Source organism: Pseudomonas sp. NFX71 (assembly GCF_048079215.1).
GTDB lineage: Bacteria > Pseudomonadota > Gammaproteobacteria > Pseudomonadales > Pseudomonadaceae > Aquipseudomonas > Aquipseudomonas fluorescens_B.
Window position 1 is genome coordinate 1,001,854 of the sequence record NZ_CP182230.1, and the last position, 23,240, is coordinate 1,025,093.

20 protein-coding genes and 4 tRNA genes are annotated in these 23,240 nt (G+C 58.2%); 5 read left to right on the top strand and 19 right to left on the bottom strand.

Annotated features, from left to right (window positions below):
• Window positions 1-8: 8 nt before the first annotated feature.
• The 9 genes from wbpA to rluD all read right to left on the bottom strand — a co-directional run bounded on the left by wbpA (window position 9) and on the right by rluD (window position 8,716).
• Window positions 9-1,322: a UDP-N-acetyl-D-glucosamine 6-dehydrogenase gene (gene wbpA / locus ACM1ZW_RS04595; protein WP_416740248.1), complete on the bottom strand. Its 1,314-nt coding sequence runs from the start codon at window positions 1,320-1,322 to the stop codon at window positions 9-11.
• Between the two features lie 521 nt (window positions 1,323-1,843).
• A complete protein-coding gene (locus tag ACM1ZW_RS04600; RefSeq protein WP_017340834.1) occupies window positions 1,844-3,469 on the bottom strand; it encodes a methyl-accepting chemotaxis protein in 1,626 nt (541 codons plus the stop codon).
• A 152-nt stretch (window positions 3,470-3,621) separates the two neighbouring features.
• A tRNA-Pro gene (locus tag ACM1ZW_RS04605) sits at window positions 3,622-3,698 on the bottom strand.
• Window positions 3,699-3,793: 95 nt separating this feature from the next.
• A tRNA-Lys gene (locus ACM1ZW_RS04610) sits at window positions 3,794-3,869 on the bottom strand.
• Window positions 3,870-3,874: 5 nt separating this feature from the next.
• Window positions 3,875-3,951: transfer RNA gene (locus tag ACM1ZW_RS04615), tRNA-Pro, on the bottom strand.
• 9 nt (window positions 3,952-3,960) lie between these two features.
• Window positions 3,961-4,036, bottom strand: a tRNA-Asn gene (locus tag ACM1ZW_RS04620).
• 300 nt (window positions 4,037-4,336) lie between these two features.
• On the bottom strand, window positions 4,337-6,901 hold the full coding sequence (clpB, locus tag ACM1ZW_RS04625; protein WP_414878311.1) for an ATP-dependent chaperone ClpB: 2,565 nt from the start codon (window positions 6,899-6,901) through the stop codon (window positions 4,337-4,339).
• A 130-nt stretch (window positions 6,902-7,031) separates the two neighbouring features.
• A complete protein-coding gene (gene pgeF, locus ACM1ZW_RS04630; protein WP_416740249.1) occupies window positions 7,032-7,757 on the bottom strand; it encodes a peptidoglycan editing factor PgeF in 726 nt (241 codons plus the stop codon).
• Window positions 7,754-8,716 (bottom strand): 23S rRNA pseudouridine(1911/1915/1917) synthase RluD, encoded by a 963-nt coding sequence (rluD, locus tag ACM1ZW_RS04635; RefSeq protein ID WP_017340837.1) that lies wholly within the window; start codon window positions 8,714-8,716, stop codon window positions 7,754-7,756. Before rluD ends, pgeF begins: the two co-directional genes overlap by 4 nt.
• A gap of 151 nt (window positions 8,717-8,867) precedes the next feature.
• Here rluD and ACM1ZW_RS04640 point away from each other — a divergent pair, with 151 nt between their 5' ends.
• On the top strand, window positions 8,868-9,890 hold the full coding sequence (locus tag ACM1ZW_RS04640) for an outer membrane protein assembly factor BamD (protein ID WP_017340838.1): 1,023 nt from the start codon (window positions 8,868-8,870) through the stop codon (window positions 9,888-9,890).
• 173 nt (window positions 9,891-10,063) lie between these two features.
• Here ACM1ZW_RS04640 and ACM1ZW_RS04645 read toward each other — a convergent pair whose 3' ends face one another.
• Complete coding sequence (locus ACM1ZW_RS04645; RefSeq protein ID WP_416740250.1) at window positions 10,064-10,882, bottom strand: 2OG-Fe(II) oxygenase; 819 nt, start codon at window positions 10,880-10,882, stop codon at window positions 10,064-10,066.
• 303 nt (window positions 10,883-11,185) lie between these two features.
• Here ACM1ZW_RS04645 and ACM1ZW_RS04650 point away from each other — a divergent pair, with 303 nt between their 5' ends.
• Genes ACM1ZW_RS04650 through ACM1ZW_RS04660 form a run of 3 tightly spaced genes read left to right on the top strand, consistent with a single transcriptional unit; the run spans window position 11,186 to window position 14,332 of the window.
• Window positions 11,186-11,419: a PP0621 family protein gene (locus tag ACM1ZW_RS04650; protein WP_414882969.1), complete on the top strand. Its 234-nt coding sequence runs from the start codon at window positions 11,186-11,188 to the stop codon at window positions 11,417-11,419.
• Complete coding sequence (locus ACM1ZW_RS04655) at window positions 11,409-12,998, top strand: sensor histidine kinase (RefSeq protein ID WP_414878314.1); 1,590 nt, start codon at window positions 11,409-11,411, stop codon at window positions 12,996-12,998. Before ACM1ZW_RS04650 ends, ACM1ZW_RS04655 begins: the two co-directional genes overlap by 11 nt.
• On the top strand, window positions 12,995-14,332 hold the full coding sequence (locus ACM1ZW_RS04660) for a sigma-54-dependent transcriptional regulator (protein ID WP_416740251.1): 1,338 nt from the start codon (window positions 12,995-12,997) through the stop codon (window positions 14,330-14,332). Before ACM1ZW_RS04655 ends, ACM1ZW_RS04660 begins: the two co-directional genes overlap by 4 nt.
• A 19-nt stretch (window positions 14,333-14,351) precedes the next feature.
• On the opposite strand, the gene thiO is transcribed toward ACM1ZW_RS04660, so the two are convergent.
• From thiO to ACM1ZW_RS04695, 7 genes are read right to left on the bottom strand one after another with little or no spacing between them, the layout of a single operon-like run.
• Window positions 14,352-15,452 (bottom strand): glycine oxidase ThiO, encoded by a 1,101-nt coding sequence (thiO, locus tag ACM1ZW_RS04665; protein ID WP_017340842.1) that lies wholly within the window; start codon window positions 15,450-15,452, stop codon window positions 14,352-14,354.
• Window positions 15,453-15,508: 56 nt separating this feature from the next.
• Window positions 15,509-15,907: a type IV pilin protein gene (locus ACM1ZW_RS04670; RefSeq protein ID WP_017340843.1), complete on the bottom strand. Its 399-nt coding sequence runs from the start codon at window positions 15,905-15,907 to the stop codon at window positions 15,509-15,511.
• A gap of 14 nt (window positions 15,908-15,921) precedes the next feature.
• Entirely contained in the window at window positions 15,922-19,011 is a 3,090-nt protein-coding gene (locus tag ACM1ZW_RS04675) for a pilus assembly protein (protein ID WP_416740252.1), read from the bottom strand.
• On the bottom strand, window positions 18,998-19,477 hold the full coding sequence (locus tag ACM1ZW_RS04680) for a pilus assembly PilX family protein (RefSeq protein ID WP_017340845.1): 480 nt from the start codon (window positions 19,475-19,477) through the stop codon (window positions 18,998-19,000). The genes ACM1ZW_RS04675 and ACM1ZW_RS04680 overlap by 14 nt, the downstream gene beginning before the upstream one ends.
• Window positions 19,478-19,488: 11 nt before the next feature.
• The gene (locus ACM1ZW_RS04685; RefSeq protein ID WP_416740253.1) at window positions 19,489-20,202 is read right to left on the bottom strand and encodes a PilW family protein; all 714 of its coding nucleotides are present in this window, start codon (window positions 20,200-20,202) and stop codon (window positions 19,489-19,491) included.
• Window positions 20,199-20,648 carry a type IV pilus modification protein PilV gene (gene pilV, locus ACM1ZW_RS04690; protein WP_017340847.1) on the bottom strand — a complete coding sequence of 150 codons (450 nt, stop codon included), beginning with the start codon at window positions 20,646-20,648 and terminating at the stop codon, window positions 20,199-20,201. Before pilV ends, ACM1ZW_RS04685 begins: the two co-directional genes overlap by 4 nt.
• Complete coding sequence (locus ACM1ZW_RS04695; RefSeq protein WP_017340848.1) at window positions 20,645-21,118, bottom strand: GspH/FimT family pseudopilin; 474 nt, start codon at window positions 21,116-21,118, stop codon at window positions 20,645-20,647. The genes pilV and ACM1ZW_RS04695 overlap by 4 nt, the downstream gene beginning before the upstream one ends.
• A 131-nt stretch (window positions 21,119-21,249) precedes the next feature.
• On the opposite strand from ACM1ZW_RS04695, the gene ACM1ZW_RS04700 reads away from it, so the two are divergent.
• The gene (locus tag ACM1ZW_RS04700) at window positions 21,250-21,798 is read left to right on the top strand and encodes a GspH/FimT family pseudopilin (protein WP_017340849.1); all 549 of its coding nucleotides are present in this window, start codon (window positions 21,250-21,252) and stop codon (window positions 21,796-21,798) included.
• Here the strand turns inward: ACM1ZW_RS04700 and ispH are convergent.
• Together ispH and fkpB are read right to left on the bottom strand one after the other, a co-directional pair.
• A complete protein-coding gene (gene ispH / locus ACM1ZW_RS04705) occupies window positions 21,775-22,722 on the bottom strand; it encodes a 4-hydroxy-3-methylbut-2-enyl diphosphate reductase (protein WP_214378885.1) in 948 nt (315 codons plus the stop codon). The genes ACM1ZW_RS04700 and ispH overlap by 24 nt on opposite strands.
• Window positions 22,723-22,798: 76 nt before the next feature.
• Window positions 22,799-23,236, bottom strand: coding sequence for an FKBP-type peptidyl-prolyl cis-trans isomerase (fkpB, locus tag ACM1ZW_RS04710; protein WP_193393009.1), 438 nt, complete (start codon window positions 23,234-23,236; stop codon window positions 22,799-22,801).
• Window positions 23,237-23,240 lie beyond the last annotated feature (4 nt).

The following is a 23,240-nucleotide window of genomic DNA, read 5'->3' on the forward strand; positions in this document are numbered from 1 at the left end:
TCCAGCAATCAGGCTTTGATGATATGAGCTTCGGGGGTGCGGTACTTACCGCGACTATCCACCACCAACCGTGCGTGTTGGCGAATCAGCTCATAATCGAATTTATCGTGATCAGTGGCCAGAACAACGGCATCGAAGCTCGCGATATTTTCAGCGGTCAGCGCTTCACTGGACAGATTGAAGTGGTGTTCGCGCATCTTCGGGAAAACCGGAACGTGCGGGTCGCTGTAAGCCACCACACAGCCTTTGGCTTCGAGCAACTCCATGATTTCGACGGAAGGGGACTCGCGCATATCGTCGACGTTTTTCTTGTAGGCGATACCGAGCACCAACACCTTGCTGCCCTTCAAGGACTTGCTGTTGTTGTTTAGGCCATCCATCAGCTTGCTGACGACATACTCGGGCATGGCCTTGTTGACCTCGCCGGATAGTTCGATGAAACGCGTATGCAAACCGTACTCGCGAGCCTTCCAGGTCAGGTAAAACGGGTCGATCGGGATGCAATGCCCACCGAGCCCCGGCCCCGGGTAGAACGCAGTGAAGCCGAAAGGCTTGGTTGCAGCCGCATCGACCACTTCGAAGATATCGATCCCCATACGATCGGCGACCACTTTCATCTCGTTGACCAAGCCGATATTCACCGCGCGGTGAATATTTTCCAGCAACTTGGTCAACTCGGCGGCCTTGGTGGAACTGACCGGCACGACCTGGTCAATCGCCTGTTCGTACAGTGCGATGCCCACTTCCAGGCAAGCCGGGGTGTGCCCGCCGATCACCTTGGGGATAGTGCGAGTTTCAAAGTCTGGATTGCCCGGGTCTTCACGCTCTGGCGAATAAATCAGGAAGATGTTTTCACCCACCTTCAATCCGCCTTCCTCAACCCGCGGAAGCAGTTCTTCTTCGGTAGTCCCCGGATAGGTGGTGCTCTCCAGAGAGACAACCTGCCCTTCACGCAAATAGGGTTTTATCGCTTCAGTGGTGTTGATCACGAAGCTCATGTCCGGTTCACGGTACTTGTTAAGCGGGGTGGGCACACACAGGATCAAGGCATCGCATTCGCTCGCCCGCTGGAAATCGGTGGTGGCCTCGAAGCCGCTTTGACGAGCGTTCTGAATTTTTCCCGCAGGGATATGCTCGATATAGCTTTGTCCGTCATTCAACCGAGAGACTTTAGCCTCATCGATATCGATGCCCAGCACACGAAAGCCAATAGCGTTGTAACGCAACATCAGAGGCAGACCGACATAACCCAGCCCTACGATACCAATTAGAGCCTCTCTGCTTTTGAACTTGCCAACACTCGCCCGTTTGATGCCCGACATCAGGTAAAACTCCCATTAACTAATTCTTAAGCGGTTCACACTTCAACTAATCGGGAATCACCACCCGCTGTTGATGTTTATCTTCGCATGCATGTCTTGCCAGTTTCGGGTAAGCGTTCGCTGCCTGGTTGGCGTGATCCAAATAGCGTCCTGTACTGGCGATGCACACCCTACGGAGTGTTGCTTGCCTTCCAGTACGGCATAACCGCGTACGGGGCCTGGCCCCTGGGTGCCAGGAGGGTATTCCCTTACCCTCGCAACCAAAAAAGCGCATTATGCCACTTATCTCCCGGCATGACTTTAAAGCAATTGATGGGGAGTCTGCGCTCCGACCAACAAACACCTTGCACTAGCGTGCCCCCCTTATCGAGCAGTCAAATGCGACAAGCCTGCATGGCCGGGCCGACACATTTGACGACGGAAACGCATCCTGCATGGAGTTACTGAAGTAGCACCTGAGCTCCCAAGAAAAAACCGCCCCCCCCCCATCGAGAAGCGCAGCTTTTTTACGTCCGGCGGATTTACACCCGAAAGCGCTGCACCATGCCCTGCAGAGCATTGGCCAACTTCGACAACTCATGACTGGAAGCACTGGTCTGATCCGCACCGGAGGCGGAACGCACCGACAGATCACGGATATTCACCAGATTGCGATCCACTTCCCGAGCGACTTGAGCCTGTTCTTCCGCAGCACTGGCGATCACCAGATTGCGCTCGTGAATCTCGTGGACCGAGGCCGTGATGGTCTGCAATGCGTCACCGGCCCGTTCAGCCAACACCAGCGTACTCGTGGCACGGGAAGCACTGGCATTCATGGAGTCCAGCGCCAGGTTGGAACCGTTGCGCATGCCCTGAACCATTTGCTCGATTTCCTGAGTCGATTGCTGCGTACGATGCGCCAATGCACGCACTTCATCGGCTACCACCGCAAAACCGCGCCCACTTTCACCCGCGCGCGCCGCTTCAATGGCGGCGTTGAGCGCCAACAGATTGGTTTGCTCGGCGATGGCCCGAATGACATCCAGCACTTTGCCAATGTCCTGGGACTGATTGGCCAGCGACTGCACCAACTCACCGGTGTGCTGCACATCCTTGGCCAAGTCGCTGATCGCGCTGGCGGTTTCGCTGACCCGCTCCTGCCCCAATTGCGCTGACTCGCTGGATTGGCGGGTAGCATCAGAAGTCGACACGGCGTTGCGCGCCACTTCTTCCACGGCCGAGGTCATTTCGTTGACCGCCGTGGCGGCCTGCTCAATTTCGTTGTTCTGCTGTTGCAGGCCTTGGGTGCTGTCGAGAGTGACAGCATTCAATTCATCCGCCGCCGTGGCCAGCTGAGTCGCTGAACCGCTGATGGCTTGCAAGGTTTCTCGCAGGTTCTGCTGCATGGTCGCCAGTGCCTTGAGCAAACGAGTCACTTCGTCGTTGCCATGGGTTGCTATCGGCCGGGTCAGATCGCCCTGCGCCACGCTCTCCGCAGCCGTCAGGGCTTCGTTCAGGGGGCGGACGATGCTGCGGGTCAGCAACATGGCCAGGCCGACAGTGGCCAGCGCCGCGAGGGCGATGAACAGGCTGACGATGGTCCGCGACGTTTCGTAGTGCGCTGCGGATTTCTGGCTCTCAGCGGCGACCTGTTTGGCGAACAGGTCCGCCAGATCACTGAGTTGTTTGCCGGAGCCATCGACCACGGTTTTCATGTCGACCAGCAGCAGCCTGGTCAATTCGTCACGACGCCCCTGCTCTGCGAGAGTGAACGACTGGGCAATGCCGGTGCGATAGGCCGCAAAGGTGGTTTTGAACTGGTCATACAAGGCCTGGCCTTCGGCGGTGTTGACCAACTGGTCATAGACCGCGATCTTCTCGCTCAATTCCTTGTCGCGAGTGTCCATCTGACCGCGGTAGGTCGGAATGTTCTTTGGGTCCTGATCCAGCGCCATGCGCAAGGAAATGGTGCGGATACGCAACATCAGTTCGCGAATCTCGTCACCCCCGCGAATGCTGGGGAGCCACTGCTTCTCCACGGCCACCTCGCTCTCGCGAATGCTCGCCATTTGCCCCAGGGCAAACACCCCGAGCAACGCCACCAACACAGCGATCAAGGCAAAACCCAGCGCGGCACGGGGGGCAATATTCAGCTGACGAAGAAACATAACGAGCGCCTTTCTTGTTGTTGGCTTGAATGGGGGGCCGCGTTTGCGCCCCGACAGCTCGTTATCGGCTAGTTGTACGACGACTTGATAGGATTCGGCTTTTTCGAAGACAAAAAAAATCCCCGTATCTTTCGATACGAGGATTTTTAGTATGGTCGGGGTAAGGGGATTCGAACTCCTGACATCCTGCTCCCAAAGCAGGCGCGCTACCGGACTGCGCTATACCCCGGTAAAAAAAAGGCACCTTTGAAAGGCGCCTTCTGCGAACAGAGCTTTTGGCGTCTGATCTTAAGATTCGATTCCAGCGCTAACTGGTTTCAAAAATGGTGGGTCGTGTGGGATTCGAACCTACGACCAATTGGTTAAAAGCCAACTGCTCTACCAACTGAGCTAACGACCCAAAAATGGTCGGGGTAAGGGGATTCGAACTCCTGACATCCTGCTCCCAAAGCAGGCGCGCTACCGGACTGCGCTATACCCCGGTTTGAAATTGGCTCCGTGACCAGGACTCGAACCTGGGACCCAATGATTAACAGTCATTTGCTCTACCGACTGAGCTATCACGGAACTACATATTTCAATTTACAACGGTGAAGCTTTACTGCGCTCTCTTCGACCCGTTCGCATCGCTGCGTTCGTGTGTCTGAGGCGCGCTATTCTACAATCTTAAGCACCTCTGTCAACCCCCTAAATTGCTTTCAAGTTAATGATTTGCAACTTATTTCAGATTCCTGCTTGGGGAGCGGGAACCCTTCAGGGCGACTTACTGCGGGGCGCACTTTACAAGCCTTTTCCTTTCAGTTCAACAACCTGACGAAAAAAAGGCCTCGCAATGCGAGGCCTCTTCAATTTTGTTGCCGTCGTGGATCAGGCGAAGACGATCTCGTCGTTTTCCACAATGCCTTTGGCGGTATCGCCGGGCATGAAACGACCCGACAGAATGAGCTGCGCCAGCGGGTTTTCGATCCAGCGCTGAATCGCTCGCTTGAGCGGCCGTGCGCCATACACCGGGTCGTAGCCAACCGCGATCAGCTTGTCCATGGCCTCAGGGCTGAGCTCCAGCTTCAGTTCCCGCTCAGTCAGGCGACTGCGCAGACGACTCAACTGGATCTCGGTAATGCCCGCGATCTGATCCCGCGCCAATGGCTCGAAGATCACCACTTCGTCGACCCGGTTGATGAACTCCGGCCGGAAGTGCGTGGAAATCGCATCCATCACCGCTGCGCGCTGCGCCTCACGATCACCGACCAGTTCCTGGATCTGTACCGAGCCCAGGTTGGAGGTCATGACAATCACGGTGTTCTTGAAATCCACCGTGCGGCCATGGCTGTCCGTCAGGCGGCCATCTTCCAGCACTTGCAGCAGGATATTGAAGACGTCCGGGTGGGCCTTCTCGACCTCATCCAGCAGGATCACCGAATAAGGCTTGCGACGCACCGCCTCGGTCAGGTAACCGCCCTCTTCATAGCCCACATAGCCTGGTGGCGCACCAATCAGTCGAGCCACGGAATGTTTCTCCATGAACTCGGACATGTCGATCCGCACCATCGCCTCTTCGGTATCAAAGAGGAACTCGGCCAACGCCTTGCACAGCTCGGTTTTACCGACACCGGTCGGGCCGAGGAACATGAACGAACCGCTTGGACGATTCGGGTCGGACAACCCGGCCCGCGAACGCCGCACCGCGTTGGATACCGCGATCACCGCTTCGTCCTGGCCGATCACACGCTGGTGCAACAGGCTTTCCATCTTCATCAGCTTGTCGCGCTCGCCTTCGAGCATTTTCGACACGGGGATGCCGGTCCACTTCGACACGACTTCGGCGATTTCTTCCTCGGTCACCTTGCTGCGCAGCAACTGGTTTTCGCTTTTGCCATGCTGGTCGACCATTTGCAGGCTGCGCTCCAGGTCCGGGATCACCCCGTATTGCAGCTCGGCCATGCGGTTCAGGTCGCCTTTACGGCGCGCAGCTTCCAGTTCCTGACGGGACTGTTCGATTTTCTGCTGGATCTGCGCGGAACCCTGAACCTCGGCTTTTTCCGAGTTCCAGATTTCTTCGAGGTCCGAATACTCACGCTCGAGACGAACGATTTCTTCCTGGAGTTTTTCCAGACGCTTGATCGCCGCTTCGTCGCTCTCTTTCTTCAGCGCCTGGGACTCCACCTTCAACTGAATCAGACGACGCTCCAGACGGTCCAGCACCTCCGGCTTGGAGTCGATCTCCATGCGAATGCGGCTGGCGGCTTCGTCGATCAGGTCGATCGCCTTGTCCGGCAACTGACGGTCGGTAATGTAGCGATGACTGAGCTTGGCCGCGGCGATGATCGCGCCGTCGGTAATCGCCACTTTATGGTGAACTTCATAGCGTTCTTTGAGACCACGCAGAATGGCGATGGTGTCTTCTTCGCTCGGCTCATCCACCAACACTTTCTGGAAGCGCCGCTCGAGGGCCGCGTCCTTCTCTATATATTGGCGGTATTCATTGAGCGTGGTTGCGCCGACGCAGTGCAATTCACCACGGGCCAATGCAGGCTTGAGCATGTTGCCCGCATCCATTGAGCCTTCGCCTTTACCGGCGCCGACCATGGTGTGCAGTTCGTCGATGAACAGAATGATCTGCCCTTCCTGCTTCGACAGTTCGTTGAGCAGGGATTTCAGGCGTTCTTCGAACTCGCCACGGTACTTGGCACCGGCAATCAGTGCGCCCATATCGAGGGAAAGCAGGCGCTTGCCTTTCAGGCCGTCCGGCACTTCGCCGTTGATGATCCGCTGGGCCAGGCCTTCGGCGATGGCGGTTTTACCCACGCCAGGTTCACCGATCAATACCGGATTGTTTTTGGTGCGGCGTTGCAGCACCTGAATGGTCCGGCGAATTTCGTCGTCACGGCCGATCACCGGATCGAGCTTGCCTTCTTCGGCGCGTTTGGTCAGGTCGACGGTGTATTTATCCAGCGCCTGACGCGACTCCTCATGGTTGGCGTCGTTGACCGCCTCACCGCCGCGCAGGTTGTTGATCGCGTTCTCCAGGGCTTTCTTGCTCACACCCTGGCCGAGCAATAATTTGCCGAGCTTGCTGTTCTCGTCCATGGCGGCGAGCAACACCAACTCACTGGAAATAAATTGATCGCCCTTCTGCTGGGCCAGGCGATCGGCCTGGTTGAGCAGGCGCGCCAGATCCTGCGACATATTGACGTCGCCGGTGGGGTTCTGGATTTTTGGCAGCTGATCGAGCTGTTTGGTCAGCTCTTTGCGCAGGCTGTTGACGTCGAAACCGACCTGCATCAGCAGGGGCTTGATCGAGCCGCCCTGCTGCTCAAGCATGGCTTGCATCAAGTGCGCCGGTTCAATGCCGGGATGGTCAAGACCGACGGCCAGCGATTGGGCGTCGGATAGAGCTAACTGTAATTTGCTGGTTAAACGATCGATACGCATGGGTCACCTTCCTTTTGAGCAGGCCGGACCTATAAAACATCCTGAATGAAGAAACCTGCCAGATACCGTTATAGATGCGGTCGATTCTGGGAGTTTCAAGCGTCGTACAGTTGATGTAGATCAGAGAAGTCTAGCGTTCCAGCCAGACAAGGGAGGCAAACCGACCAGTGCGTGGACTGCGGCGGTAAGAAAAGAAGCGCGGATCGGTCACGGTGCAGAAACCGCCGCCATAAACAGCGGTAACGCCGCGAACAGCCAGACGCAAGCGCGCCAGTTCGTAGATATCGGCCATGAACTTGCCGGCATTTGCACTGGGCACAAAGGCTTTGGCGGCTTCAGGCAGTTGCTCGACGAAGGTTTCGCGCACTTCCGGGCCGATTTCAAAGGCTTGAGGACCAATGGCCGGACCGAGCCAGACGAGCACTTCTTCCGACGGCAAGGCCAGCGTGTCGAGCGTCGCTTCGAGCACACCCGCCGCCAGCCCGCGCCAACCGGCATGGGCGGCTGCGACACGAGTGCCGGCACGGTCGCAGAACAATGCTGGCAGGCAATCCGCCGTCATCGCCGCGCAGGCAATGCCGGGCGTCGCCGTCCAGCTGGCATCGGCAGTTGCCACAATGCCTGGGTCCGCGTGAGCCACGACAATGCCGTGAACCTGCTTCAACCAGGCCGGCTGAATAGAGAAATGATCGGTGAGGCGACGGCGATTCTCGGCAACAGCGTCGGGGCTGTCGTCGACGTGATCGCCGAGGTTGAGGCTGTCGAACGGCGCCAGACTGACGCCGCCCGCACGGGTGGTCACACAGGCTTTCACCCCGGCAGGCGCAGGCCAGTCGGGAATCAGCCAGTCACTCATCCGATGAACGCCTCGCGGTCTTGCTTGAGCAGGGTCAGCAACCAGACGAAGTCGTCCGGCAGTGGCGATTCCCAGCTCATGCGCACACCAGTGGTCGGGTGATCCAGCTCCAGGAACCGCGCATGCAGCGCCTGGCGCGGGAACGTCTTCAAGGAATCGACCATAGTCTGGCTGGCGGCTGGCGGGATTCGGAAACGACCGCCGTAGGCAGGATCTCCGACCAACGGGAAGTTGATGTAGGACATGTGCACCCGAATCTGGTGCGTACGACCGGTTTCCAGCTTCACCCGCACGTGAGTGTGGGAGCGGAAACGCTCGAGCACGCGGTAATGGCTGACGGCTTGCTTGCCACCTTCCATCACGGCCATGCGCTGGCGTTGCTGGCCGTGACGGCCAATCGGCGCATTGATCTTGCCGCCGGCAGTCACCACTCCGATCACGATGCACTCGTAGATCCGGCTGACGCTGCGGCTCTGCAACTGTGTAACCAGCTGCGTCTGCGCCTGAATGGTCTTGGCCACAACCATCAGACCGGTGGTGTCCTTGTCCAGGCGATGCACGATACCGGCGCGGGGCACATTGACGATGTCCGGCACGTGGTGCAGCAAGGCATTGAGCAAGGTGCCGTCAGCGTGGCCGGCGGCAGGATGCACCACCAGGCCCGCAGGCTTGTTGATCACGAGGATGTCGTCATCTTCATAGACGATGTCCAGCTCGATGTCCTGAGCGATCCATTCGCCCTGAGCTTCCTGCTCGGCAGTCAGCTCAAGAATGGCGCCACCGTGAACGATGTCTCGCGGGCGGATTACAGCCCCATCCACAGTCAGGCGGCCGTCTTTGATCCAGGCGGAAAGGCGCGAGCGCGAGTGCTCAGCGAATAATTGTGCGGCGACTTGATCGAGGCGTTGGCCGCCCAATTCGGACGGCACCTCTGCGCGAAGTTCAATTTTATCGGACATGCTCGGACTAGGCGTCGGCACAGCCTTTGGTTTCGGCTGCGCGCTTGTGGTTAAATACGGCGTCTTTTGCCCCGAGGCTATTCAACGGGGCGCTCATCATAACAGGACGGCCCCGCCCAAGACAGCGGCCGTCATAGGGACGCAAGCCGCCATGCAAGTGAAACACCTGCTGCTGATCGCCATCCTCGCATTGACCGCTGCTTGCTCATCGAAGGAAGTCGTAGACGAAAACCTGAGCGAAGTCGAGCTGTACCAGCAGGCACAGCGCGATCTGGACAACAATAGCTACACCGCCGCCACAGCCAAGCTGAAGGCGCTGGAGTCGCGTTATCCGTTCGGTCGCTACGCCGATCAGGCTCAACTCGAGCTCATCTACGCCAACTATAAGAACACCGAGCCTGAGGCTGCGAAGTCTGCCGCCGAGCGTTTCATTCGTTTGCACCCACAGCATCCGAACGTGGATTACGCCTATTACCTCAAGGGTCTGACCTCTTTCGACCAGGACGTCGGCCTGCTGTCGCGTTTCCTGCCGCTGGACATGACCAAGCGTGACCCGGGCGCTGCGCGTGACTCCTACAACGAGTTCGCCCAGCTGACCAGCCGCTTCCCGAACAGCCGCTACTCGCCTGACGCCAAGCAGCGCATGATTTACCTGCGCAACCTGCTGGCAGCCTACGAGATTCACGTCGCCGACTACTACCTGACCCGTCAGGCCTATGTCGCTGCCGCGAACCGTGGTCGTTACGTCGTGGAAAACTTCCAGGAAACCCCATCGGTCGGTGACGGCCTGGCGATCATGACCGAAGCCTACCAGCGTCTGCACCTGGACGACCTGGCGGCCACCAGCCTCGAAACACTCAAGCTCAACTACCCGAACCATCCAACCCTGGTGGACGGTCAGTTCGTGCCGACGGTAGATGAAGCCGACAACCGTTCGTGGCTGAGCAAGGCCACGCTGGGCCTGATCGAGTCCCGTCCACCGCTGCCGCCGGGCGAAACCCGCGCCAACCAGGACGTACAGAAGCAATTCCAGGACGCCAAGGACGCGATTCCGAACGATCTCAAGCCTAAAGATGAAAATGGCGACGTGATCGAAGAAGAGGAACACGAGTCCGAAGCCAACAACAGCGACCGCTCGTGGTTCAGCTACATGACCTTCGGCATGTTCGACTGATACACCGGATTGTGCAAAAAGGGAGACGCTTGAGTCTCCCTTTTTATTTCAGCGTATCCAGCCAGAGTAAAGCTGAAGCAGTCGCCAGGAAAGCCGGTGCTCTTTCGTATCACTACCGCTCGAGAAGCCTTGATCGGTAGGGACATGTACGGAATTCAGCACGACTTTAGCGTTCAGTCAGTCTCATTCCCTTCGAGGGCCTTGCCGCGCCGGACCTGCAGTACTTTCGATATGGTATTGCGAAAGTGATTGTCGACTACTCCGAGCAGCCGTTTACCAGGCTCCTCAGGCCTGCCACTGAATGACGTCACATGGAAGTAGTCGTCATTATCCGGCGAGATCTTCGAGAAATAGTAGTTGGATACGCAGCAGCGCGGGGACTCAACAACAACTTTGCTCACTGAGTGCCACGAATCACGATTGGTATCCATTACCACCAAGCGGTTGAACTTTGAGACGATTGTCTTCTGCTTTTTGACCTTGCTGTCCCACAGTTCGAAGTTGCCACCGTTCTCCAGTTTCCAGTCCGGCGTGACGTAATAAAGAAGATTCAGCCGCCGATACAGGCCACGGCCACCGTCGTGGCTGTTATCAATATGCGGATTCAGGAAATTCCCCTTGAACATCATCGATAGGCCGCCGGCATAGAGAGATGGATCCGGGACGATGCTTGGCACACCTAACAGTTCAGCCACCTTGCCAACAACCTCAGTGCTCTGCATGGCGTAAGTGACATCGCGTAGGATTTGCGGTCGGTCGGCCAGGTTCGCTAGAGTTTTCTTCTTCTCACGGAACGATTGCTGATCAAGGAAGCCATCGGCGTTGCGCGGGTAGGCGGTGTAGATAGTCTGGGCTATTTCCTCAGGCAGAAGGTCGTCAATAACGAAATGACGGGTATGGGTTCCTTGCGGGTTGTTCCATTGTCCCAGGATATCTTCTCGACAGCCTTCAAGGCGATCGACAATGAGGGCTGTTATTTCTTTGACGTCCATTCCAACTCCTGACTGACTACATGATTTAAACGCGGCTCCAATTTTCATGCCGGGCGCGCCAAGGATCAAACAATATTTGACTATGACGGAGGTCGGCTTGAATTGGCCAGTGCATGCTGCATCCGCAAACCTGGTGATGCGTGCAGTCGGTGGTAGGTATTCGGTCTGCGGAACGACGGAGGATAGGATGTTGGGGAGACATAGGTGACAACCAATTTCATGAGTGGACAGCGATTTATTAAGCTGTGCGCCCGTCATGTCCTTGGCTAAACTGCAGAATCACTCGTCATAAAGCAGCTCAACATGCTTCGTCTATTGTTCTGGATCGCCCTGATTGCCGTTGCGGTATGGTTCTGGCGCAAGTTCAAGGCTCAACCCTCTGTGCCCAAGTCCTCTGCCGAACTGGAAGCAGCGCCCATGGTCCGCTGCGCCCATTGTGGTGTCCACCTGCCCCGCGACCGCGCGCTGAGCCTTCAACAACAATGGTATTGCAGCCAGGCTCACCTTGAGCAAGGCCCCAGCACCCGTGATCGCTGAGACGTCCAGTCCCGGCAGCAAACAGGCCCAGCGACTGCTGCGCCTTTATCATCTCTACCGTTTAAGTGTCGGCATCACCCTGGTGCTGCTGATCTCCAGCAACCTCGACAACCAGTTGCTGACCTATTCCAATGACGACCTGTTGCGCAGTGGCAGCTGGTTGTATCTGGTCCTGAACATTCTGCTGGTGGTCTTCCTTGAGAACACCCGCCGTCCGGCACAACTGTTCAGCCTGGCGCTGATCGATGTCCTGCTGCTGTGCGGCCTGTTCTATGCCGCCGGTGGTGTCGCCAGCGCCATTGGCAACCTGCTGATCGTCTCGGTGGCCATCAGCAATGCCTTGTTGCGAAGTCGTATCGGCCTGCTGATTGCCGCCGTCGGCGCACTCGGCATCGTCGGGCTGAGTTTTCTGCTGAGCTTCAGCCATCCCGCCACCCCTAACGATTACCTGCAAGTCGGTACGCTCGGTGCGCTGTGTTTTGCCGCGGCATTGCTGGTGCAAGGGCTGATCCAGCGGGTGGAAGTCAGCGAAACCCTCGCCGAGCAACGGGCCAGTGAAGTCGTGGGCCTGGAAGCCCTCAATGCGTTGATCCTGCAGCGCATGCGCACCGGCATCCTGGTGCTCGACGAACAGCGGCGAGTGCAACTAGCCAATCACAGCGCCCAGGCCCTGCTGGGCCGGGACAACCTCGAAGGCCGAAGGATCGATGACTGCTCACCCGCTCTCGTCGAGCGCCTGCAACTGTGGCGGAATAACCCGACGCTGCGCCCCCAAAGCCTGAAAATCACCAGCAGCGGCCTGGAACTGCAACCGAGCTTCATTGCGCTGGACCAAAGCCCGCACCACCAGACCCTGGTGTTTCTCGAAGACCTCGCGCAAATCGCCCAACAGGCTCAACAACTGAAACTCGCCGCCCTTGGCCGCCTGACTGCCGGTATCGCCCACGAAATACGCAATCCGCTGGGCGCCATTAGTCATGCCGCCCAGCTATTGCGGGAATCCGAGGAACTGAACGGCGCGGACCGACGTCTGACCCAGATTATTCAAGATCACTCTCAGCGTATGAATCGGGTTATCGAAAACGTCCTGCAACTGTCCCGCCGCCAACAAACCGCGCCGCAACGGCTCGATCTGAAGCCGTGGCTGGAACAATTCGTTGCAGAAAGTCGCGAAGGCGCGCTCGACCGCCAAAAAATTCATCTGCATATCGGCTCGGGCGACTTCAAAACCCTGATGGACCCGAACCAGTTGACCCAGATTCTCGACAACCTGCTGCGCAATGCCTGGCGCCACAGCGCTCAAACCCATGATCAGGCGCAGGTCTGGCTTGATCTGTTCATCGACCCCGACACCCAGTTGCCCATCATCGAAGTGTTGGACGATGGCGCCGGTGTGGCGCCGGATCAGCAAGTGCATCTGTTCGAACCGTTTTTCACCACCAGCGCCCAAGGCACAGGTCTGGGGCTTTATCTGTCCCGTGAACTGTGCGAAAGCAACCAGGCCCGCCTAGACTTCAAGCCACGCCAAGGCGGCGGCTGCTTTCGCATCACCTTTGCTCACGGACGGAAACAGAGTTGAACACCAGCCCCCAGCAAAAAGTCCTGATCGTCGACGACGAACCGGATATCCGCGAACTCCTGGAAATCACCCTGGGACGAATGAAACTCGACACGTTCAGCGCCCGCAACCTTGGCGAAGCCCAGACCTTGTTGAAGCGTGAAACATTCGATCTGTGCCTGACCGACATGCGTCTTCCGGACGGCACCGGCCTTGAGCTGGTGCAACACATTCAGCAACGCTATCCCCAACTGCCGGTTGCCATGATCACCGCTTATGGCAACCTGGAAACGGCGATCAACGCGCTCAAGGCTGGTGCTTTCGACTTCCTGACCAAACCGGTGGACCTCGCCTGCCTGCGCGAACTGGTCACCAGTGCACTGCGCATGCCCGCGCCAGGCGCCACCGTCGATCGTCGTTTGCTGGGCGACTCGTTGCCCATGCGCAATTTGCGTAAACAGATCGACAAGCTGGCCCGCAGTCAGGCGCCGGTGTACATCAGCGGCGAGTCCGGCAGCGGCAAGGAGTTGGTCGCCCGCCTGATCCATGAACAAGGGTCACGCGCCAACCAGCCGTTTATCCCGGTGAACTGCGGGGCAATCCCGTCGGAGCTGATGGAGAGCGAATTTTTCGGGCATCGCAAAGGCAGCTTCAGCGGCGCCATCGAAGACAAACCCGGACTTTTCCAGGCAGCCCATGGCGGCACGCTGTTCCTCGACGAAGTGGCTGATTTGCCGCTGGCGATGCAAGTGAAACTGTTGCGGGCGATTCAGGAAAAAGCCGTTCGCAGCGTGGGCGGGCAACAGGAAACCGTGGTCGATGTGCGCATCCTCTGCGCCACTCACAAAGACCTCGCCGCCGAAGTCGCCGCCGAACGCTTTCGCCAGGATTTGTACTACCGGCTCAACGTCATCGAACTACGTGTTCCGCCCTTGCGCGAACGCCGCGACGACATTGAATCGTTGGCCAGCCATGTTCTCATGCGTCTGGCAGCCCGCGCCGGCGAGCCCGCCACGAAACTCCAACCGCAAGCCCTTGAAGCGCTGAAAAACTATCGTTTTCCGGGCAACGTGCGCGAGCTGGAGAACATGCTCGAACGGGCTCACACTTTGTGCGAAAACAAGCAGATCGAAGCCAGCGACCTGCGACTGGCCGAAGGCAACTGCACCGCAGACAGGGGGGTGCAGGACCTGACGCAGATCGACAATCTGGAGGTCTATCTGGATAACGTCGAACGCAAGCTCATCCTCCAGGCCCTGGAGGAAACCCGCTGGAACCGCACGGCGGCGGCTCAGCGGTTGAATTTGTCGTTTCGGTCGATGCGTTACAGGCTGAAGAAATTCGGGTTGGATTGAGCGATCTTTTGATCTGCTGTCAGATCCGCCCGGCTGGCGCATACGGCGCCGGATCAATGATCGGCGCCCTGCCCAGCATCACATCCACAAACAACTGGCACGACGCCGGCGCCAGCACCAGCCCGTTGCGGTAATGCCCGCAGTTGAGCCATAACCCATCGAACCCCGGCACCCGGCCGATGTAGGGAATCCCCTCCGGCGAACCCGGTCGCAGCCCGGCCCAGTGCCCGACCACCTCCGCCTCCGCCAGCGCTGGAATCAGCTCCACCGCAGAAGCCTTCAGGCTCTCCAGCGCAGACGCGGTCGGTGTCTTGTCGAAGCCTTCATGCTCCAGCGTACTGCCAATCAGAATGTGGCCATCCCGGCGAGGAATCGCGTAACGCCCCTTGGCCAACACCATGCTCGGCAGGAAGTCCGCCGCGCACTTGTACAGAATCATCTGCCCTTTCACAGGCTCGACCGGCAGCTCCAGCCCCAGGCTTTTGAGCAAATCACCACTCCAGGCGCCAGCCGTCAGCACCACTTGATCACCGTGGATGGCCCCCGTCGAAGTCTGCACGCCGACGACGTGATCGCCTTCACGAATAAACCCGCTGACCTCGCACTGCTCGTGAATCGTCACGTTCGGCAGCGCCAGCAAAGCAGCCTTGAGGGATTTCACCAGCCGCGGATTGCGCACATTGGCCACGTCGGCCATGTAGATCGCCCGAGAGAAACCGGCGCCCAGTACCGGCACGGCATCGTGCGCCGCCGAGATATCCACAGCTCGCAGCGGACGGTTTTCCCGCTCGGCCCAGGCCAGCGCCTCGGCCTCATCATCCAGATCCAGCCAGTACAGACCGGTGGTGTGAACCTCGGGATCAACCCCGGTCGCGGCAAACAGCCGCTCGCCCAGCTGTGGATAAAAATCCTGGGACCAATGGGCCAGCGCGGTGACCGCCGGACTGTAGCGCCATGGGTAAAGTGGGGAAACGATGCCTCCGCCCGCCCAGGACGATTCCTGACCGACATTCGAACGGTCCAGTAGCACAACGCTCTGCACTTCGGACGCGAGATTGAACGCCGTCATCAAGCCAATCACACCGCCGCCGACAATCACCACTTGCTGTTGCATGGTCATGTTCCGATCCAAACCTTAAGTAGACAGAGGGCGCAAAAGGCGCCCGAAAAAGAAACTCAGCGTCCCCAGCAATCCTTGGTGGTCAGCCCGGTCTTTGCTCCGACCATGCTTCTGACACCGGTGTTGGTGATAGTGAAGTCGCCACACTTGTCAGTGGCCATGCTGCCGGCCTTGCGTGTCGCGGTCAGCAGGAAGGTCTGGTCGGTCAGGGTCGGGGTGATCGTGTAATAGTCATTGCCGGTGCTCAGGCCGGTGGCACCGGTGTAGACATTACTCTTCGAGTAAAACCGTTCGAGAATTTGCGCCTGCTCGGAGAGCAGACCCGCCACTTCAGCCCGACGCCCCTTTTTCACGTATTCGGTGAGGCTCGGGTAGCCAATGGTGATGACGATCCCGATGATCGCAATCACGATCATGATTTCGATCAAGGTAAAACCTCGGTTGGATCTGCGCATGCCTCAACTCTCACTTACTGAATTTGTCGCCACATGATGCGACGGCTGCCGCCGCCGCCTTTTTCAACAAGCCTGACCACCGCACCACTGGTATCACCCAAGAACTTACCAGTTCCACCGTTGACGATGGCGTTCAACATCGGAATACCGCCCGTAGAGATCACACCACTGGACAACACATCGTTGCTGTCGACTAACCCGTCGCCGTTGGTGTCGAGTACCGCGTAGTTGAGCATCTTACCGCTGAACGCATCCAGTTCGACCAGTTTGCCGGTGCCGAAACTGGCGCAAGGGTCCGTGGTGTCGACGTTGGCGGTGGTAAATACGATTCGCCCCAGCACCAGAGACGCCTGATTGATCACCCGCTCACCGGTCAATACGCTGTTATAGACCAGAGGCAAGTACCAGCCCTTCTCCGACGGATAAGTCACTTCGCTCTGGCTGGTAGTGATGAACTGTCCCGAGCTTCCCGAGAACACGCCCGTCACCGACTGGATCTGCAAACTGGCCGTGGTGATCTGCCCGGAACCGCCCTCCGCATCCCACACCGCATAAAACGCCTGCAAATCCTTGTTCGTCTTGTCGATGGTCTCGTTGAATTTGCCGGTGCCGAAAAACACCACTTTGCCGCCCAGGGAGTTGTCCGCCAGCAATGGCTGCGCGGTGATCGGCTGCGTGGCACCACCTGCTGCGGTGAACAGCGGCTTGCCGGAAAACGCTACGCCCCAGGTGTCCGTGCTGGCGCCGCTTAAATCAAATTTCCACAGCCTTCCTTTCAGGTCGCCACCATAGGCGGCCTGCACCACATTCTGCGAGTTGACCTTGAGCTTCACCGACGACAAGCCGTTGGTCGTTTCCGTACTGTCGACCACGATTTTCTTGATCAGCGACCCATCGAGGACATCCACCACGTACAACGCTGCCACGCCCGAGTTGCTGCCATAGCCGTTGGAGATGAACGCTGCCCACCGCCCATTCGACAAGCGTGCCACTTCCGGACGGGCGTAGGCATAACCCAGATCATTGAAAACATTCGCCGGGTCTGCAGTCGCGGGAGCACTGATTTCCCACAACGCCTTGATCACGTTACTGGGCGAAGCGTCGAACAACTGCAGTGCGTAAAAAGTCTTGCCACCCGCCCCGGTCCCGCCGAGCGCCAGGGTTTTCCAGGCGCTGTTAAGTTGTGCATCGAATACGCCGACTTGACCGTCGACCAGAAACTTGTGGCTGACGCCGTTGATATAAGCGGTATCGGCGATATAGCGCAGCGATGGCAAGACACTGGAAGGCATGTAGGCATAGCGCCTCGCGCCGTTACCTGAGTTGATGACGCTGACAAACCCGTCGTTGGCATTGACCACCAGACTGGAGTTCATGCTGGTGGCTTTGGTCGCCAGATAGGTGCTGTAGCTGGTGTCGCTCACTAGATCCGATGCGGTTTTATCCGTCGGCGAGGCCAGCACCAGAGGCGAGTTGATGATATCGCCGAGCAGCACACTGCGCACTTTCAAGCCGGTTTTGTTGGTGCCTTTGCTCCACTCCACCAGATCGGCGCCGGTGATACCGGTGGGCAGGCTCTGGCCCAGCAGCGTCTGCTGCGCCGGGGCAAAATTGGTGAAGGCCAAAGTGATCGGCGCGTTGCTCGCAGAGTTCCAGGATTGGTAAACGGGCGCGGTGGCGCCGGGGACGATGGCCGTGTCGGTAGTCCAGAGCACCGCTGCGGTATTCACCGAGCCGGTGGCGGTAATCCCATAGGACTTGATCGCACCTCGCCAGTCCTTGGGGTCGTAGCTGGTCTGATAGTAGGAGGAACCGACACCGACGATGGAACTGCTGGTGGTGCCACTGCCGCCGGATCCAGCCTTGGACGTGATTTCGCTCAGAGCGGAGGACAGAGCGGTATTGAGTTCGTCGCTGTCGGTCGCCTGATAATACTTGCCCTGCCCATACGTGGCGGCATCTTCCAGCATCTTGTTAGCGGTCGTGAAACCAACGGTGTAGGTATTCATGTTTTGCTTCTGAAAGTCCGGAGAGTCCCAGCTTTTTTTCGACAAATCGACACCCGCACCGCGCATGTCGATGTCGAAGGCGAATTTGGCAATGTCGTCCAGAAAAAGGGAGTCCCCCTCTTTATCGCCAGTCAGGGGATTATCGCCATCGTTACTGATCCTGTCCCAATTGGGCAGTCGGGGGCCATTGGTGGCAATTGCCTGCGGGTCATTGCCGGGAAAAGTCCGATCAAACGTGGGTAAACCATCGGTGACGACCACCCCATAGTTTTTCTGGCAACGATACTGAATCGGGCTGCTGTAGGTGCTGGGCGTACCGTTGTAATACGGTGTAATCCCGCGCATGTAACGGGTGACTTCGTAATAGGCTTCGGCCAGCGGAGTATTCGCAATGGCCCTCAAAGCGCCAATCGAGTCAGTCAACGCTTTGGCTTTTGCATCCGTGGTCACGTCATCGATGGGAAGAGCGATGTAGCCGCCGTTGCCGCTGTTGTTACTGGTTACGCCATTGAAAGTCGCCAGCCCCATTCGAAGCGTGCGGTTGGTGTTGACCAGATCGATGGCAACACTGCGTGCAACACTGATACGAGATTCGGTGGGAATGCTTGAGGTGGCCGTCGAAAAATCGGTGTTCCGACCATTGGCCAAGCTGACGACGTAGGAAATATAGGCAGCGGAGTATCGCGTATCGCCGTTACCTGCCGGATCGGGCAATTTGATGCACAAGGGCGTGAAACTGTTGTTGTAGAACGCGTTGTAGCCACTGGAGCAGCCCGATCTCGGGAGGCTTGAAAGAAATACCAAGTCGTCGGTGATGGCGGGTGAATTCGAGCTGAAGCAAGACCCCAGGAAAAGATTGCACTCCCTCGCCGGTGTCCAATTGGTGGCTGTCGGATCAAATTTCGGGGCATAAATGATGCTGTTCATGCTCCCCGAATTATCAATCAACAACATCACGTTCGGCGGCACTGCGGCAGCGCTCAACAGCGGTGAGTCGGAGGGTGTGAATGCATACGCCGGCGCTGAAAGATAAAGCCCTGACAACATGCCACACAACAGTCGCCACCACCCGGCGCGTCTTTCAGTACTTCGCATAAATACTCTCCACCACACTGCGAACGTTATTGCCGACGATGGCCACTGCCGTGACCCGATAAAGCGTCGCAGAGGTGTTGCTCGGTACATTCACCGCGTTCAACGTGGTGCCGATGTTCTGCACCCCATAGAAACCGTTGGCGGCGGCGATCCAGGTGACCCCCGAAGTGGAATTGAGACCGGCAGCCGTGATGGTCGATGACTCGGCGGGCGGCAAACATTGATTGCCGCTGCAAACCGGCAACGTATAAGTACTCAGTTGCACCGCACTTTCACCGATGCGCAACGCAGCTTCGGCGATCTGGAACGACTGATTGCGCAGGGTCACGCTGGTGGCCATTTTTTCCTGGAGGGTGGCGTTCTGCATCGATGAAATGCCGATCAGGGTCAGCAACAGTAGGAACACCAGGCTGACCAGCAACGCCATGCCGCGCTGGGTGTGAGAGGTCACGGAAGAGAAATTCATCGGCCCTCCCCTCATGGCAGGCGGTTGCGCAATGCTGCAACCGCGTTGAAGGTTTGCTCGCGAACGCGACTGTCCGGATCTCTCAGCGTCAGTGTCAGGCGCACGCTACGGATTCGCGCAGAGTCGGATGGGTTGGGGCTGTAACTGGAAGCGGCGGTATCGGTGGCCGACGCAGCGAGACCGAAGCTCACGTCGAATTTGCTGACATTGTCGATAAGTACCGCCTGAGCCGGCGTCCCGATGCCAGTGCCCATCGTCAATTGCCCGTTCTTGAGGCTGTAGATCAGCCGCCGAATCGGAAACGCCAGCTGTCCCGTCGCAGGAGACTGCACATTGGAATAAGCCGTCGCCGTGTTTCGGCAATCGGAAACCACCGTCCAGGTCGGCGTACCGCCGCCTGCTCCCACATCGGCCGTCACCAGGGTCAGCTTGAGCGTGGCATTGTCCCAACTGATCGGCGCTACCTGGCTGAGATAAAAACTTCCCCCCGCGCTGGCATCGGTAATCGTCCCCAGGCAACCAAACATCCCCACCATGCGGATTTCCTGAATCATCTTGCTCAGCACGAAACGCGCATCTTCCTGTATGTTCGCCGCCGCGTTCTGACTGACGTAGGTGTTCTTGGCGGCGATAAAAACCTGCGCCACGCCGAGTACCACGACCAGGCTCAACGCCAGGGCGATCAGCATTTCGATCAGGCCGAAACCTCTGTTGAGCCGGCTCATGGCGTCGACACCGGATCGACCGCGGCACGACTGGTCAGCACAAAGCTGCGGCGGGAATTGGCGGTGTTGGCTGCCCGGGAGTCGTCCCAGGTGATGGTGATGGTGTACACGCGCTGATTGAGCGTGACGCTGCCCGTGGCGGTGCTGCCGAGGAAATTGACGATGTTGGAGGTGAAGTCGTACAGGTCCTGATCCCGCGCGACACTCAGGTTGCCCGACGTCGGCGGCGTGACGGTGTAATCGGCGCCGGAGTTGGCGCGGATGCGGTCCATCATGTCGTAGGCGATGAAACTGGCCTGGCTGGTCATCCGCGAGCTGTCGGTGTACTTCAGCGCATTGAGCTGAAACGCCGCCGCCCCCAACAGGCCCACGCTCAGAATCAACAACGCCACCAGCACCTCGATCAGCGTCATGCCCTCCTGTGCACGCTTGCTCCATCCCCTCATCCGCAACTTCCACCCAATAGAATTCGTCCGTTCAAACACACATTCAGCGTCCTGCTTTGCGCCCCCAGTACATAGCTGATCACCACCGTCGTGGACGGTGCCGACAGCCCCCCCAGATTGTTGAAATCGATGGCGGTCACTCCTGAGGTTAGTGTCAGAGTCGCGCCGCTGCTCATCGCTGGAACAACCCGCAATACATTGGCCGGCGTGCCAGTACTGTCGTAGACAGCCAGTTCCCCGGTCCAGACGCTACCGCCGGCCGTTGGCCGCACCCGGGTAGTAATGCCGCGGTCGATGGCTTCGAGTCGGGCGAAATTCAAAGCTCGCTGCAGATCGCCGATCTCGGTGTCTGCCTTGGTGCCTTGCACCGAACGGGTAAACGCCGGCACCGCCAGGGTAATCAGGATCAGAAAGACCGCGAGCGCGACCAGCAACTCGATCAGCGTGAAACCTTTTGTACGATGACCCATCGGTGCCCTCCGTTGCCGTCGGCTATACCTGCTGTTACACGCTAGAACATTCGACCGATAGATGTTCGGTTGTTTTGCCATTACTCGCGCAAGGATTGCGCGGGCCACCGCATTCCAGGGAGGGAGATTTCATGCGCCAGCAGGGTTTCAGTCTGGTTGAACTGCTCATGGGACTGATGATTGTCGGAATTGTTCTGCATTTGGTCAGTCCGGCGTTCGCAGCGCTTACGGAATCGAACCATCGAGAAGCAGCAGCGCAGTCGTTGATCAACGGTATACGCAATGCCAGAACCCTCGCTATCTCGCGCAATCAGAGCGTTGTGATTCACGGCATCAACGGCGATTGGGGTCAGGGCTGGCGAATCATTCTCGACATCAGTGGAAAAGGGTCGGAGGACCGCAGCAACCCGGTTGTGGTCGAGCACGCGAGCGGCACCGGGGTGCCGATTGTCGGCAATTGGTGGGTCAGGCGATACATACGTTTCAGCAGTCTGGGTGAGCCGCTGATGCCCAAAAAAGCTTTTCAAGCCGGAACGTTGCACCTTTGCGATGCTCGTGCGCCGGTGAGCCAGCTTCAGGTGGTGCTGGCCGCAACCGGTCGAGTCAGCCTGCGCAGCGATAAGACGGCACAGGCATTGTGCGAGAAAGGAGAAAAATCAAAGCAGCGAACGAACGCGTAACTCTTTAGGCATGGAGAACGTGATGTTCTCCTCACGACCGGCCAGCTCATCGGCACCGGTAGCGCCCCAGGCCTGCAGTTGCTGAATCACGCCACGCACCAGCACTTCCGGAGCGGAAGCGCCCGCGGTGATGCCGATACGCTCGACACCATCGAACCAGCTTTTTTGCAGGTCTTCGGCGCCGTCGATCAAGTAGGCCGGGGTGGCCATGCGCTCGGCCAGCTCACGCAGGCGATTGGAGTTGGAGCTGTTCGGGCTGCCGACCACCAACACCACATCGCATTCGTCAGCCAGTTGCTTGACTGCATCCTGGCGGTTTTGCGTCGCGTAGCAGATGTCGTCCTTGCGCGGACCACCGATCGCCGGAAAGCGCGTACGCAGGGCGTCGATGACGCGGCTGGTATCGTCCATGGACAGGGTAGTCTGGGTGACGAACGCCAGTTTTTCGGGGTTGTGAACCTGCAACGCGGCAACGTCTTTTTCGTCCTCGACCAGATAGATCGCGCCACCATTGCTGCCATCGTACTGGCCCATGGTGCCTTCGACTTCCGGGTGACCGGCGTGGCCGATCAGAATGCATTCACGGCCATCGCGGCTGTAACGCGCGACTTCGATGTGCACCTTGGTCACCAGCGGGCACGTCGCGTCGAACACTTTGAGGCCACGGCCGGCAGCTTCGGTGCGTACAGCCTGGGAAACGCCGTGGGCACTGAAGATCACGATGACGTCGTCAGGCACCTGATCCAGTTCCTCGACGAAGATCGCGCCGCGAGCACGCAGGTCTTCAACGACGAATTTGTTGTGTACCACTTCGTGGCGCACATAGATCGGCGGCCCGAAGACTTCCAGGGCGCGGTTGACGATTTCGATCGCCCGGTCCACACCGGCGCAGAAGCCACGGGGGTTGGCGAGTTTGATTTGCATGCTGTGCCTCGTGTCTTGCGCGCAAGAAAATTAAATCATTGCAGGAACCGGCTTGCCGGCTCCCACAGAAAAGCATCTACAGCGATTTGACGCTGATGATCTCGACGTCAAAGGTCAATGTCTTGCCAGCCAGCGGATGGTTGAAGTCGATGGTCACTTGCTCGTCATCGAACTCTTTCACAACGCCAGGCAGCTCAGTATTGGCCGCATCGTTGAAGATCACCAGCAAACCCGGTGACAGTTCCATGTCCTTGAACTGCGAGCGCGGGATGATCTGTACGTTTTGCGGGTTCGGCTGACCAAAAGCGTTTTCCGGCTGAATCGTCAGCGTACGCTTGTCGCCCGCCTTGAAGCCGAACAGGGCCGCTTCGAAACCTGGCAACAGGTTACCGTCGCCGACCTTGAAGGTCGCCGGGGCTTTGTCGAAGGTGCTGTCGACGGTGTCGCCGTTCTCCAGGCGCAGTGCAAAGTGCAAGGTGACTTCCGTGTTCTGGCGGATGCGTTGCTCAGCCAATACC

Bases quoted from the DNA above. Each gene is read 5' to 3' on its own strand.
- ACM1ZW_RS04640 (WP_017340838.1), top strand. From the start codon at position 8,868: ATGCAAGTGAAACACCTGCTGCTGATCGCCATCCTCGCATTGACCGCT.
- rluD (WP_017340837.1), bottom strand. From the start codon at position 8,716: ATGTCCGATAAAATTGAACTTCGCGCAGAGGTGCCGTCCGAATTGGGC.
- clpB (WP_414878311.1), bottom strand. From the start codon at position 6,901: ATGCGTATCGATCGTTTAACCAGCAAATTACAGTTAGCTCTATCCGAC.
- pilV (WP_017340847.1), bottom strand. From the start codon at position 20,648: ATGAGGGGATGGAGCAAGCGTGCACAGGAGGGCATGACGCTGATCGAG.
- ACM1ZW_RS04685 (WP_416740253.1), bottom strand. From the start codon at position 20,202: ATGAGCCGGCTCAACAGAGGTTTCGGCCTGATCGAAATGCTGATCGCC.
- ACM1ZW_RS04680 (WP_017340845.1), bottom strand. From the start codon at position 19,477: ATGAATTTCTCTTCCGTGACCTCTCACACCCAGCGCGGCATGGCGTTG.
- ACM1ZW_RS04645 (WP_416740250.1), bottom strand. From the start codon at position 10,882: ATGGACGTCAAAGAAATAACAGCCCTCATTGTCGATCGCCTTGAAGGC.
- ACM1ZW_RS04670 (WP_017340843.1), bottom strand. From the start codon at position 15,907: ATGCGCAGATCCAACCGAGGTTTTACCTTGATCGAAATCATGATCGTG.
- thiO (WP_017340842.1), bottom strand. From the start codon at position 15,452: ATGACCATGCAACAGCAAGTGGTGATTGTCGGCGGCGGTGTGATTGGC.
- ACM1ZW_RS04700 (WP_017340849.1), top strand. From the start codon at position 21,250: ATGCGCCAGCAGGGTTTCAGTCTGGTTGAACTGCTCATGGGACTGATG.
- wbpA (WP_416740248.1), bottom strand. From the start codon at position 1,322: ATGTCGGGCATCAAACGGGCGAGTGTTGGCAAGTTCAAAAGCAGAGAG.
- ispH (WP_214378885.1), bottom strand. From the start codon at position 22,722: ATGCAAATCAAACTCGCCAACCCCCGTGGCTTCTGCGCCGGTGTGGAC.
- pgeF (WP_416740249.1), bottom strand. From the start codon at position 7,757: ATGAGTGACTGGCTGATTCCCGACTGGCCTGCGCCTGCCGGGGTGAAA.
- ACM1ZW_RS04600 (WP_017340834.1), bottom strand. From the start codon at position 3,469: ATGTTTCTTCGTCAGCTGAATATTGCCCCCCGTGCCGCGCTGGGTTTT.
- ACM1ZW_RS04650 (WP_414882969.1), top strand. From the start codon at position 11,186: ATGCTTCGTCTATTGTTCTGGATCGCCCTGATTGCCGTTGCGGTATGG.
- ACM1ZW_RS04695 (WP_017340848.1), bottom strand. From the start codon at position 21,118: ATGGGTCATCGTACAAAAGGTTTCACGCTGATCGAGTTGCTGGTCGCG.
- ACM1ZW_RS04675 (WP_416740252.1), bottom strand. From the start codon at position 19,011: ATGCGAAGTACTGAAAGACGCGCCGGGTGGTGGCGACTGTTGTGTGGC.